Origin of the sequence: Halomonas meridiana, from assembly GCF_009846525.1 — a bacterium.
Classification (GTDB): domain Bacteria; phylum Pseudomonadota; class Gammaproteobacteria; order Pseudomonadales; family Halomonadaceae; genus Vreelandella.
Genome location: NZ_CP024621.1, coordinates 1,554,454 through 1,566,649, shown reverse-complemented (window position 1 = coordinate 1,566,649; position 12,196 = coordinate 1,554,454). Strand labels below are relative to the sequence as shown.

9 protein-coding genes and 1 pseudogene are annotated in these 12,196 nt (G+C 57.5%); 5 read left to right on the top strand and 5 right to left on the bottom strand.

Annotated features, from left to right (window positions below):
- Positions 1–115 precede the first annotated feature (115 nt).
- A complete protein-coding gene (locus tag CTT34_RS07595; RefSeq protein ID WP_159341888.1) occupies positions 116–880 on the top strand; it encodes an SDR family oxidoreductase in 765 nt (254 codons plus the stop codon).
- Positions 881–954: 74 nt separating this feature from the next.
- On the opposite strand, the gene CTT34_RS07590 is transcribed toward CTT34_RS07595, so the two are convergent.
- Both CTT34_RS07590 and CTT34_RS07585 read right to left on the bottom strand, forming a co-directional pair.
- Entirely contained in the window at positions 955–2,031 is a 1,077-nt protein-coding gene (locus CTT34_RS07590) for a 2,3-butanediol dehydrogenase (protein WP_281997014.1), read from the bottom strand.
- Positions 2,032–2,062: 31 nt separating this feature from the next.
- Positions 2,063–3,884: pseudogene (locus CTT34_RS07585) on the bottom strand (NAD(P)-binding domain-containing protein).
- Positions 3,885–4,171: 287 nt separating this feature from the next.
- On the opposite strand from CTT34_RS07585, the gene CTT34_RS07580 reads away from it, so the two are divergent.
- The 3 genes from CTT34_RS07580 (at position 4,172) to CTT34_RS07570 (ending at position 8,272) form a co-directional block, all read left to right on the top strand.
- Entirely contained in the window at positions 4,172–6,145 is a 1,974-nt protein-coding gene (locus CTT34_RS07580) for a sigma-54-dependent Fis family transcriptional regulator (RefSeq protein WP_159341887.1), read from the top strand.
- Positions 6,146–6,235: 90 nt separating this feature from the next.
- Positions 6,236–7,090: an AAA family ATPase gene (locus CTT34_RS07575; RefSeq protein WP_159341886.1), complete on the top strand. Its 855-nt coding sequence runs from the start codon at positions 6,236–6,238 to the stop codon at positions 7,088–7,090.
- Between the two features lie 3 nt (positions 7,091–7,093).
- Positions 7,094–8,272 carry a vWA domain-containing protein gene (locus tag CTT34_RS07570; RefSeq protein WP_159341885.1) on the top strand — a complete coding sequence of 393 codons (1,179 nt, stop codon included), beginning with the start codon at positions 7,094–7,096 and terminating at the stop codon, positions 8,270–8,272.
- A 91-nt stretch (positions 8,273–8,363) separates the two neighbouring features.
- Here the strand turns inward: CTT34_RS07570 and CTT34_RS07565 are convergent, their stop codons facing one another.
- Both CTT34_RS07565 and CTT34_RS07560 read right to left on the bottom strand, forming a co-directional pair.
- Entirely contained in the window at positions 8,364–8,891 is a 528-nt protein-coding gene (locus tag CTT34_RS07565) for a cytochrome b (RefSeq protein ID WP_159341884.1), read from the bottom strand.
- A 113-nt stretch (positions 8,892–9,004) separates the two neighbouring features.
- Positions 9,005–9,565 carry a hypothetical protein gene (locus CTT34_RS07560; protein WP_159341883.1) on the bottom strand — a complete coding sequence of 187 codons (561 nt, stop codon included), beginning with the start codon at positions 9,563–9,565 and terminating at the stop codon, positions 9,005–9,007.
- 187 nt (positions 9,566–9,752) lie between these two features.
- Here CTT34_RS07560 and CTT34_RS07555 point away from each other — a divergent pair, with 187 nt between their 5' ends.
- Positions 9,753–10,142, top strand: a complete 390-nt coding sequence (locus tag CTT34_RS07555) for a RidA family protein (protein WP_159341882.1) — start codon at positions 9,753–9,755, stop codon at positions 10,140–10,142.
- An 81-nt stretch (positions 10,143–10,223) separates the two neighbouring features.
- Here CTT34_RS07555 and CTT34_RS07550 read toward each other — a convergent pair whose 3' ends face one another.
- Positions 10,224–12,167, bottom strand: a complete 1,944-nt coding sequence (locus CTT34_RS07550) for a tripartite tricarboxylate transporter permease (RefSeq protein WP_159341881.1) — start codon at positions 12,165–12,167, stop codon at positions 10,224–10,226.
- Positions 12,168–12,196: the final 29 nt, after the last annotated feature.

Sequence of the window (12,196 nt, the reverse complement as noted above, 5' to 3'; positions counted from 1 at the left end):
CGTTTAGTTACTGTCAATGTATGCCTTAATGTGGGTGCTGTCGCTGGCTGTATCGATATTTTACATTTGCACTACTCGCAGCCGGTTACGACTCAACCACTTTGGAAACGCACTCATGACCTCACCCTGCACCTACTACGTTACCGGTGGCGCCCAAGGCATCGGTCTGGGCATTGCCCATACCCTTTTGGCCAAGGGACACCGTGTCGTCATTACCGATATTGATGGCGAAGCCCTCGACGCCGCTGCGCAAAGGCTGCCTCATCCGTCGCAACTGCTGACTCTCACAGCGGATGTCAGCGATGAAGCCCAGGTGATGGCCAGCCTCGAAAAAAGTGTCAACCACTTTGGGCAGCTAAACGGTATCGTGCATAACGCCGGCATTGCCGACCCTTTTCATGGCCCGGTGGAGCAGCTTTCGCTAGAGACATGGCAGGCCTACTTGGACACCAATCTCACCGGTGCCTTTTTGTGTGCCAAACATGGCGCTGCCTACTTACGTCCTCACGGCGGCAGCATGGTGTTGATGGCTTCGTCACGCGCCATCCAATCCGAGCCGGACACTGAAGCCTACGCCGCCAGCAAAGGCGGCATCGTCGCCTTGACGCATGCGCTGGCGGTCAGCCTGGGGCCTGATGTTCGCGTCAACGCTATCAGCCCCGGCTGGATCGAAGTGGGCGACTGGCAAAAACCCAGCCGACAGCAGTCGGTGGAGCACCGGGATATCGATCGCGAACAACACCCGGCTGGCCGCGTGGGTACCCCCGAAGACATCGCTTCACTCACTCACTTTCTGCTCTCTAAAGAGTCTGGTTTTATTACCGGCCAGAATTTCGTCGTCGACGGCGGCATGACACGCAAAATGATCTATGCCGAATAGCGGCCTGCGCGCAAAGGTGCCGCATCAAAAAAGGCCATCGAAGGATGGCCTTTACATGGCAACTCCACGTTGGATTAAGGCGTAACGATGATTTTGACTTGCGCCTTATCGTTCAACAGCGCCTCGAAGCCCTCCTCCACGATATCCGCCAGCGGAATGCGTTGAGTGACCATATCCTCGGCGCGGAAGTAGCCCCGCTGCATCAATGCCATCACCGCTGGGTACACATGGCGATAGGCAATAATGCCTTTCATGGTGCGCTCTTTGATCACCAAGTCATTAGGCTGAAAACTGGCCTCTGACTCCCAAATACTCACCACCACCACTTCGCCGCCCTCGTGGGTGCTGTGCAGCGCTTGATTTAGCACGGCGGGAATGCCGGTCACTTCGAAGGCCACGTCCACCCCGCCGCCGCTCAAAGCGTGCAGTTTTTCCACCGCGTTTTCTTGCTGTGGGTCGACGACGATGGCGCCCAGCACTTCGGCTTTGGCTTTACGAGAAGGCGCGACTTCGACCGCATAAATCTGTGCAGCCCCGGCGGCTTTGAGCGCTTCGATGGTCATCAAGCCAATCGGCCCAGCACCAAACACCACGGCACTATCCCCGGCTTTGAGGCTGCTCTGGCGTACTGCATGCAGCGCGACCGCCGCAGGCTCGACCAGCGCCCCCTGCTCGAAGCTAAGGTCATCCGGCAGTTTGTGCACCATGTGCTCACCCATCACGGTGAACTCAGAGAATCCGCCGCCACCGCCGGAAAGGCCGTGAAAGCCGAGTAGCGGCGTCAGGTTGTAGCGCTCCATCTGATAAGCGCCATCTTTATTAGGCGAGAGGATCGGCTCAATGGCCACGCGGTCGCCTACCTTCACCCGAGTCACTTTCTCACCAACCTCGACCACTTCGCCTGCGAACTCATGGCCCATAATGATCGGTGCCTGGCCGCCGCTAATGGGGTGCGGTTTGCCTACCGGAATAAAAATCGGCCCGGCGGCATACTCGTGTAAATCGCTGCCGCAAATACCGCAGGCGGCGACTTTCACTTTCACCGCATGGGGGTCATCGATGGTCGGCACCGGCACCTGTTCGACGCGCAAATCTTTCGCCGCATACCACACCGCGGCCTGCATCTGTGATTGATCCGTTGACTGGCTCATAGGTTGCCCTTTCTGTTAAGACACATGGCTTTTAAGACACATGGTGAACCGGCTGCAGCCCATAGACGGGGGTATCTAGTCCTTCCATACGCGCCTTCAACTGCAGCGCCAAATAGTGAGAGTAGTGCCGGGACTGGTGCAGGTTGCCACCGTGGAACCACAGCGCCTCTTGTTGGGTGGGCTTCCACATATTGCGCAGCTCCCCTTCCCACGGGCCGGGGTCTTTGGTGGTGTCAGAGCCTAATCCCCAACATTTGCCCACCTTGTCCGCTACCTCTTGAGAAATCAGTCGAGCCGCCCACCCATTCATCGAGCCATAGCCGGTGGCGTAGACGATCAGATCAGCGTCCAATTCGCTGCCGTCGGTGAGCGTGATCGAGCGCGGATTGATCCGCTCGATACCCACACCGCTGCGCAGCTTGATATCGCCATTGGCGACCAGATCGCAGGCCCCCACATCGATGTAATAGCCCGAGCCACGGCGCAGGTACTTCAAAAACAGGCCAGACTCATCGTCACCGAAGTCGAGCATGAAGCCCGCGTCTTCGAGCTTTTGGTTAAATTCAGCATCCCGCCGTTTGATGGCATCGAACGCCGGACGTTGAAAATCGGGCAACACCTTGTAAGGAATCGAGGCAAACAGTAGGTCTGCTTTTTCGTGGGTCAACCCGCCCGCGACGGCCTCCTCCGAGTAAAGCGGCCCCAGCACTTCTTCCATCAATGAGTCCGACTTGACGATATGGGTCGAGGAGCGCTGAAGCATGGTGACATCGGCATCATGCTCCCAGAGCGCGGCAGCAATATCGTGAGCCGAGTTATTCGAGCCCACGATCACGCATTTTTTACCGGCGTAGGCATCCGGCCCTGGGTGCTGGCTGGAGTGCTGCTGCTCGCCCTCGAAGCTCTCCGCGCCTGCAAACTTGGGCACGTTGGGCATCCCCGACATCCCGGTAGCCATCACCAGCTGTTTCGGACGTAGCGTGATCTCTTCGCCATTGCGCTTCACGTTCACGATCCACTCACCTGCGGCGTCATCGAAGCGTGCATTCTGACACTCAGTGGAACTCCAATAATTGAGCTCCATCACTTTCGTGTACATTTCCAGCCAATCGCCCACTTTGTCTTTCGGGGCAAACACCGGCCAGTTTTCTGGGAAGGGGATGTAAGGCAGGTGGTCGTACCATACCGGGTCGTGCAAGCAGAGAGATTTATAGCGCTTGCGCCAAGAGTCCCCCGCGCGCTCGTTGCGCTCGATGATGATCGTGGGCACGCCCATCTGTTTCAGCCGCGCCCCCAAGCCAATACCGCCCTGGCCACCACCAATGATCACGCAGTAGGGCTGGCGCGTGTAACCAAGCTCGGCTTCCTCACGTTCACGGGCTTCCAGCCAGGTTTCACGCTGTTTGTTGGCACCATGTTCGGCCCCTTTGGGGCGATGGTGATTGCGCGGTTCGGGGAAGTCGTTCAACGCCTGCATGGTAGTGAGTAGTGAGCAGTGTCCAACACTTGCCGTTCTTCAAACGCAGGTAGCCTTTGCCGCTGGCAATGGCCGTTTTGAACGTGAACCACGCCTCGATGGTATCGCCGTTTTCGCTGGCCTCCCCATCGAGCTGCCACTGAGAAGGCCGCGTGCGGGCCAGCGTGGCATCGAGCATGGCCTGGATTTCCTCCTTGCCTTCGCACGTTTTTAGATTCCAGGTAAACGCCAGAAAATCGCGCCAGTAGCACTCGTCGTTGAATAGCGTCAGCACGCGCTGACTATCCCGTGCCTGCAGCGCTTCATCAAACTCATGCAGCCATGCGTTGACGGTGCTGGTAGCGCTGGATGGGGTTCTTACCTCTGTGTGAGTCATCGCGGGTACTCCAAGGTCGTTGTTATTGTTGAACTGTCGATAAGACACTCAACCCTAAGCACCCGCCGTGCCAAATGTGCAAAATAATCAATAAGCAATTGAAAAATTTAAACAAAAAAGATTTTCGGCTTGCTATCCACCAACGCACCACCTGTACACTTGTCACACCTCGTGTACGGCTAACGTTACAGGTGTAACGCACGACTAACGGCGTAACACCGCCTCGTTGACACGCACGACAAAGCGCATAGTCTGGAGGTACAACAATAATTCTGTATGGATTCGCCATGCCGACGCCATCACTACCACCGACACGCTTGGCCTCCGTGCAGCGCCAGCATATCGAGCACATCTTCCAGCTCGGTGAAGGCGTGGACGCACCGCAGCTACCGGCGCAGGCCACCATCCGCCGCTCTTGGCTGCGCTGTCTGAACGAATACCGGCTCGACCCTACGCAACCACGCCCTGCCCGGGTGGTGCCCCAGCAAACCTTGATCGAGCACCGGGAATCCGTCGATGAGCTGCTGCACGTCGCCCGCGCCGGGGTCGAGCAGCTATACGGGCAAATCGCCCAGCTCGGCTACGTGCTGCTGCTTACCGACCACCGCGGCATTACCGTGGAGTTTCGCGGCAACCCCCATCAAGACCAGCAGCTGCGCAAAGCGGGCCTCTATTTAGGGGCGGATTGGGACGAGCGCTTTGCGGGCACCTGCGCGGTCGGCACTTGCCTACACGACCGCCAAGCGATCATTTGCCACCGTCAGGAGCACTTCGACGCCACGCATATTTCGCTGACCTGCACGGCTGCCCCTATCGCCGACCCCCACGGCAACGTCATGGCCGTGCTGGATATCTCCGCGCTGCAGTCGCCTGCCCAGCATGAGAGCCAGAACTTCAGCCTCTCGCTGGTCACGCTCTACGCCCGCATGATCGAAGACGCCTATTTCCTGCAGCGCTACCGCGACTGCTTGATGGTGCGCCTGGATACCTCGCGAGAGTTCGTACACGTGAATGGGCGGGGGCTGATCGCGATAGAAGAGAACGGCCAAGTGATTGCCGCCAACGCCGTAGGCCGTGAACTGATGGAGGAACACCAACGCCGTTGGCCGCCGTGGTCTGCACAACACGCCCCCATGCTTAGCGAGCTCTTCGAGTGCGAGATTGCCGATGTGCTCAGCATCAACAGCGCGACCAACGACCAGTTGCGGGCATTTCGCGCCCGCGCCAGCAATGCCATCTACTTTATTAGCCTGCTAGAGCCGCGTAGGCCGCGGAGCGTATCCCGCGACAAGCCCGCATCGTCCCTGCCAACGCCGCTAGAACGACTGGGCGCCGACGACCCTGCGATACGTAAGCTACAAAAATTGGCTGAACGGCTGCGCAACGAGGCCAGTGTCAACGTGTTGATCAGCGGCGAAACCGGCACCGGCAAAGAGGTGGTTGCCCGCGCACTGCACGATAGCGGCAACCGCGCCAAAGGCCCATTCATCGCGGTGAACTGTGCGGCGATTCCCGAAGCGCTGATCGAGAGCGAGTTATTCGGCTACGAGCCCGGCGCGTTTACCGGCGGGCGAGCAAAAGGTATGCGCGGGCTGATCCCTCAGGCCCATGGCGGAACGCTGTTTTTAGACGAGATCGGCGATATGCCACTGGCGCTACAAACCCGCCTGCTGCGCGTACTCGCCGAGCGTGAGGTCATGCCACTAGGCGCCAATAAACCGGAAAAAATCGACATCCGGGTGATTACCGCCACCCACCGCCATATCGATACCATGATCGCGCGGGGGGAGTTTCGGGAAGATCTCTACTACCGCTTGAACGGTGCCCAACTGCGCTTACCACCGCTGCGCGAACGCGCCGACAAGCTCTACGTGATTCGCCAAGTCTTTAGCGATGTGGTGGGCGAACGCGGCGGAAGCTCCGCCCCTCGGCTGCGGGCCGACGCCATCAGCGCCCTACTCGCCTACGCCTGGCCCGGCAATATTCGTCAGCTTAAAAACGCGCTGGCGTTTGCACTCGCCACCGCCGAGAGCGATGAAATCACCGTTTACGACCTGCCTGAACAGTGCCTTAGCCAGCGCATTACCCACTCGCCAGCCATCACCGCGCCTGAAAACGAGGCCGCCGATAGCCAACTCCTCATTCAGCTGCAGCAACACCAATGGAACATTAGCGCCGTGGCCCGCGAGCAGGGGGTATCACGGCCAACGATATATCGGCAAATGCAGCGCCAGGGCATCGTGCCGCCGAACAAGGCCTGACAGCGGACGGCGCTTGGCCTGGGCGGCCAGCCTCACGTACACTTGTTTGAATCTGATGTTCACCACGCTTACGACAAGCCGAGGCCCACTATGGCGTTTGACTCCACCTCTTCGTATATCGCAACCCATGCGCTCAAGCAGGCGGTGAATGCTGCCGTGATGCTCGAGCGTCCGCTACTCATCAAAGGCGAACCCGGCACCGGCAAGACGCTCCTGGCCGAAGAGCTGGCAGACGCCCTTGGCACTCGGCTGATCACTTGGCACATCAAATCCAGCACCAAAGCCGCTCAGGGGCTTTACGAGTACGATGCAGTGAGCCGCCTGCGCGATTCCCAATTGGGCGTAGAGGGCGTCGAGAACGTCGCTAACTACATCAAGCCCGGCAAATTGTGGGAAGCTTTTAGCGCCGATGAGCGGGTGGTGCTTCTGATCGATGAGATCGACAAAGCAGACATAGAATTCCCCAACGACCTGCTCCAAGAGCTGGATCGCATGGAGTTTCACGTTTACGAAACCGGCGAAACCATCCGCGCCGAAAAGCGCCCTATTATCGTCATCACCTCTAACAATGAAAAAGAGCTGCCGGATGCCTTTTTGCGCCGCTGCTTTTTTCACTACATCGAGTTCCCCGATCGCGAAACCATGCAGGCCATCGTCGATGTTCACTTTCCCGACATTGCCCCGAAACTGGTCAGCGAGGCGCTGGAAGTCTTCTTTGACCTGCGCAGCGCACCTGGCCTCAAGAAGAAGCCCTCCACCTCAGAGCTGGTCGATTGGCTCAAACTGCTGATGGCCGACGAGCTAGCCCAGGAAGCGCTCTACCATCGTGACCCCGCCAAGGCACTACCGCCCATGGCTGGTGCGCTGGTCAAAAACGAGCAGGATACCCACCTGCTTGAACGCCTGGCCTTTATGATGCGTCGCCAGAAGAACAGCGGGCGCTAAGCCATGTTTATCGGCTTATTTGAAACCCTCAAGCGCGCGGGTGTCCCCGTTTCACTGCGGGAGCTGTTGGACCTTCACGCCGTGGTAGAACGCGGCGTGGTATTTGCCGATATGGAAACGTTTTACCAGGTAGCGCGCACGGTCATGGTCAAAGATGAGCGCCACTTTGACCGCTTCGATCGCGCCTTTGCCGCTTGGTTTAAGGGCCTTGAGGACATGGACGCCGCCATCGAAGCGCTGATTCCCGATGAGTGGCTGCGCCGCGAGTTCGAAAAACAGCTCACCGATGAAGAGAAGGCCAAGATCGAGTCTCTCGGTGGCTTAGAGGAACTCATCGAGACCTTTAAGAAACGCCTGGAGGAGCAGAAAGAGCGCCACGCGGGCGGCAATAAGTGGATTGGTACCGGCGGCACCAGCCCGTTTGGCGCTTACGGCTACAACCCAGAAGGCATTCGCATCGGGCAGGATGGCTCCCGCCACCGCCGCGCTACCAAGGTGTGGGATGAGCGGCGCTTTCGGGATTACGACGACTCGCTGGAGCTGGGCACCCGCAATATCAAAATGGCCCTGCGGCGACTGCGCAAATTCGCCCGCCAAGGGGCGTTAGAAGAGTTCGACGTGGATAGCACCATCCGAGAAACCGCCAAGGATGCCGGGCTACTCAACGTGCAGATGCGCCCAGAGCGCCACAACGCGGTGAAGGTGCTGCTGTTTCTGGACGTCGGCGGCTCCATGGATGACCACATTCGCGTCTGCGAAGAGCTATTCTCGGCGGCCCGCTCGGAGTTCAAGCACCTAGAGCATTTCTATTTCCATAACTGCTTGTATGAAGGCGTGTGGAGAAACAACCAGCGCCGTGGCAACGAACGCATCCCTACCATGGATGTGCTGCACACCTACGGCGCCGATTACCAAGTGGTGATCGTAGGCGACGCCGCCATGTCGCCTTACGAGGTCACGCATCGCGGCGGCAGCGTCGAGCACTTTAACGACGAAGCCGGCGGTGTGTGGCTAAAACGCTTGGCCGAGAAATTCCCCCGTTTAGCCTGGCTAAACCCGATGCCTCCCAGGGCTTGGGAGTATACCTACTCCACCCAGTTGATCCGCGAACTCATCGACGACCGTATGTACCCGATGACGCTGGAAGGGCTGGAAACCGCTATGCGCGAATTGGCGAAGTAGCGTTGGCCTAGACAGCAACAGTAGCAACAGCAGCAACAAAAACGGCGCACCCAGTGGGTGCGCCGTTGCGCATATTGCAACGCCTAAATGGCTAAGCCATACGCGTCATGATGCTGTGGTTGGTCAGCCTGCGGTGCAATACCGCCATCGCGATATGGCCTACCACCAGGGCTAATAGCGCCCAACCCAGCTCGCCGTGTAACAAGCCGCCCAAGTTAGTCATCCACTCGATGCGCTCGCCACCGCCCGCCATCAGATTAATGCCCAACACATCCAGCGCACGGCCCGAGCCGTACTGGCGAATCAGTGCAATCACAGGCACGGCGATCATCAACCCGTAAAGCGCTAAGTGGCCAAGCTTCGCCATCACGCTCACCGCTGGCGGACGCCTTGAAGCATTCATTACCGCCCAGACAGCGCGAATCACAACGAGCGCCATTAACACAACACCCACTTGGCTATGGGTACCCCAGAGGAAGCCTTCAATCGCCGTATCTTCTAAAAACACCCTGGCGGCAGCGCTACAAAATTGCCACACAAACAGCAGTGCCATTCCCCAATGCAATGCCCGACTCACCAACCCATAACGCGTAGAGCTGTCCATCACTGTTAGCGCCATCTATTGTTCCTCTTCACAAACGTTGAACCATGGCACTATCTTACCCAGCACAGCTCACCAGATCATGACAACAGCATGGAAATTTGTTGCAAAAAAAGGAACACGTCGTTGCCCTAGAGCGACACGGGAACGCGATTCAACCCAGCTAAAAAGGCCTCTTTGGCTTGGGCGAACGCCACGGGATCGTGTTTGAAGCGGCGCAAAATCAGCGCCTCATCCAGGGCTAACGTAGGCGATAGCGTCTCAATGCTGTTAGCAGGGTGGCGAGTCGACAGCCCGATGTGCTGGCCATTTTCCGCTTCTAACCAGCGTTTGAAGCCGCACTGTTGAAAGAACGTTTTAGCTTTTTCATCCTGCGTATCGATGCGCAGCGGAGCCTTCAGACTGAGCTCGCTCAGCAAACGAGCTTTTGCACCTTTTGCAAACTCGCAGGCGTGAGTCACGGTCATGCCCTCGCCCGCTTCATCCAGCACCAATAGCGCCAGCGCTAAAGGGTGTCCTTCGCCATCAACCCCTGCCAACAACCTCGCGCCTTCTTGGGCAAACAGTACATTTTTGGTGCCGGTAAAGATCACCAACGGCGTCAAGCCTGCCTGCTGGCCATACACCTCTGCGCATAGCTTGGCCAAACACGCATCGCGCGGCTCACTCTGACTTACATGGACTACCTTCATGACGCTCTCTCGTTACGTTCGTTCACCCCGCCACTTCCCTACGTTACAACAAGCGCTGGCGAGCTATAAAAGCCCGCCAGCGTAGAGCAAAGCGCGTGATGACACCAGTCTGGTGATTCATTGAACCCTAATGCCCTGAGGCAGTCGCAGTAAAGGCAAGGCATTTTTTTATTGCCAAGGAGCGCACATGACACAGTTCATCAACGACCCTACCCTGCCAAAACCCAGCTTTCCGGGTAGTCATATGGTGGTTGACGATCACTATATCTTTATTTCTGGCCTGACGGTGGCCGATCTTTCCAACGGGGAAGCGGCGCGGGGCGATGTTAAAGAGGAGACCCGCCTAGTGATGCGCGAACTCGCGCGCATGCTAGAGCAAGAAGGTGGCAGCCTTGCGGACGTGGTTCGCGTGGATGTTCACCTCACTGACCTAAAACAGATCAATGCGCTAGACAGCATCTACGCCGAATTTTTTGAGCCAGGGCGCTACCCAGCGCGAACTTGTACTGAATCACCCCACATTTGCGGTGGCAGTACCGTGGAGATCACGCTGATGGCGCAGCGCGCCAAGCAATAACGCTTCCTGTTTTGTTTATCACTTAAACACAAAAAGCCACTTAAGTGGCTTTTTGTGTGTTCGTCTTTAGCTCACGCCGTTTTACAGCCCCGCCAACATTCCTGTCGGATAGGTCAGCGTTAGCAGGTTGGCCATCCCCATCAGAAATAGCGTGACGCCCGCCGCCAGCCCCACGGCAGCAACTGGTTTCATCCGTGCCACCACCAGCAAGAACCCTAGGCAAAATACCGCAGCGGCAAATAGGAAGCCCAGCACCATCACACTGCCTATTAATGCGAAGAAACCGGCGACCCAAGTCAACTGCTGACTCAATGTCTGCGTTTGCCACTTCATCGGCTTGATGACCGTTCTGATAATTTCCAGCACGCACGCCGCGACAATAATGGCAATCGCCAGCCTAGGCATAATGCCGCCCAGCATGGAAAGGTCCGCAAATGCCCACCACATGTACCCCGCCACTGCTAACAGGCTACCCAGCAACGCGACATCGATCACGCCCAGTGCCAGCGGAGCCACTTCCTCCTGAAGCTCATGGGTCATGGGTTCATTTGCTTGACGGCGCTTTTTCAAGTAGCTGCGTAGAGGCGGGAGTAGCAGTGATGCCGCAATCAGAGCACCAATGATCAGCACGCCAGGCCGCATAAAGGCCTCAGCCCCCTGAAACTGGGCAGCTTGATAGAAGTACGCTTCGGCACCAGGCGCGAGCACAAAACCAATCAAGAAGGCAGGACGAGACCAATTCGCCTGCTTGAACAGCACACCAATCGCGCCAATGATACCGAGTGCAAAAAGATCCCCCAGCGAGCGCGTTGCTTGGTAGGCCGCAAAGAGAATCAAGATGGTAATCAGCGGCGCTAAAATCACGAACGGCACCCGCGTTAAGCTCGCCACCGGGCGCGCTAAACCTAAACAGAGCGCAGCGCCTAAGATATTCGCCAGGGCTAACGACCAAATAATGGTGTACGTCAGGTCAAGGTTCGTCTCCAGCATACTCACCCCAGGCTGAAGGCCCAGCAGTAGCAAACCACCTAAAAACACCGCCGCTGTACCAGACCCAGGAATACCAAACAGTAGCGTGGGCACCATCGCGCCGCAGGCACAGGCGTTGTTAGCCGACTCCGGCGCAATCACACCGCGAATATCGCCTTTACCGAATTGTGATTTATCCTTAGCGCTCTGCACCGCATGGCCGTAGGTGAGCCAATCCACCACGGAGCCCGCCAAGCCAGGAACCGTGCCCATCAAGCTGCCAATCCCCGCGCAGCGAGCTACCAGTCCAGGCCGCTTGGCCACATCCTTAACGCCCTCTTTCCAGCCTTTGCCCAATTGGCAGGGCTGCTCGGCAATTGCGCCGCGTTTCACTAATAAATCAATGATTTCTGGCAGTGCAAAAATACCTAACCCCACCACCACTAACGGCAATCCATCGTAGAGGTAGTCAATTTCAAACGGCAGCCGGAACTCCCCTGTGGCGGGTGCCATACCAATGGTACCCACCAGTAAGCCAACGCCGCAGGCAGCAATGCCTTTGAAAACATCCTTACCAGACAGCACCGCCACCATGGAGAGCCCCAGCAGCGTCAACATAAACAGCTCTGAGGAAGAGAACGAAAGCACGACCGGCCGTGCAATCAGGATAAAGGCGGTCAGCACTAGAGCACCGATAAGCCCACCGATCATTGACGACAAAAACGCGCTAGACAGCGCTCGTGCCGCCTGCCCTTTTTTCGCCAGCGCAAAGCCGTCCACAACGGTGGCCTGGGAAGCGCTAGAGCCCGGGATACCAAGCAGTACCGAGGCAAACGTATCGCCCGTGGGGATCACCGCCACTAGACCCATGAGCATGCCCAGCGCTACAGACGGCTCCATTCCATAGAGAAAGGGCAACAGCAGCGACATACCCGCAATGCCACCAAGCCCAGGAATGATGCCCACAATTAGACCGATGAGGACACCAATCACCATGTACAGCATATGGGGAACAGTAAACAACTGCCCCAAACTGGAAAATAAGACATCTGTCATTGTCTTGGCTCTTATGTTGTTTAATCTAA

What these genes read in the sequence shown, in the direction of transcription:
- CTT34_RS07595 (WP_159341888.1), top strand. Translation starts at nt 116, where the DNA reads ATGACCTCACCCTGCACCTACTACGTTACCGGTGGCGCCCAAGGCATC.
- CTT34_RS07580 (WP_159341887.1), top strand. Translation starts at nt 4,172, where the DNA reads ATGCCGACGCCATCACTACCACCGACACGCTTGGCCTCCGTGCAGCGC.
- CTT34_RS07550 (WP_159341881.1), bottom strand. Translation starts at nt 12,167, where the DNA reads ATGACAGATGTCTTATTTTCCAGTTTGGGGCAGTTGTTTACTGTTCCC.
- CTT34_RS07570 (WP_159341885.1), top strand. Translation starts at nt 7,094, where the DNA reads ATGTTTATCGGCTTATTTGAAACCCTCAAGCGCGCGGGTGTCCCCGTT.
- CTT34_RS07565 (WP_159341884.1), bottom strand. Translation starts at nt 8,891, where the DNA reads ATGGCGCTAACAGTGATGGACAGCTCTACGCGTTATGGGTTGGTGAGT.
- CTT34_RS07555 (WP_159341882.1), top strand. Translation starts at nt 9,753, where the DNA reads ATGACACAGTTCATCAACGACCCTACCCTGCCAAAACCCAGCTTTCCG.
- CTT34_RS07575 (WP_159341886.1), top strand. Translation starts at nt 6,236, where the DNA reads ATGGCGTTTGACTCCACCTCTTCGTATATCGCAACCCATGCGCTCAAG.
- CTT34_RS07590 (WP_281997014.1), bottom strand. Translation starts at nt 2,031, where the DNA reads ATGAGCCAGTCAACGGATCAATCACAGATGCAGGCCGCGGTGTGGTAT.
- CTT34_RS07560 (WP_159341883.1), bottom strand. Translation starts at nt 9,565, where the DNA reads ATGAAGGTAGTCCATGTAAGTCAGAGTGAGCCGCGCGATGCGTGTTTG.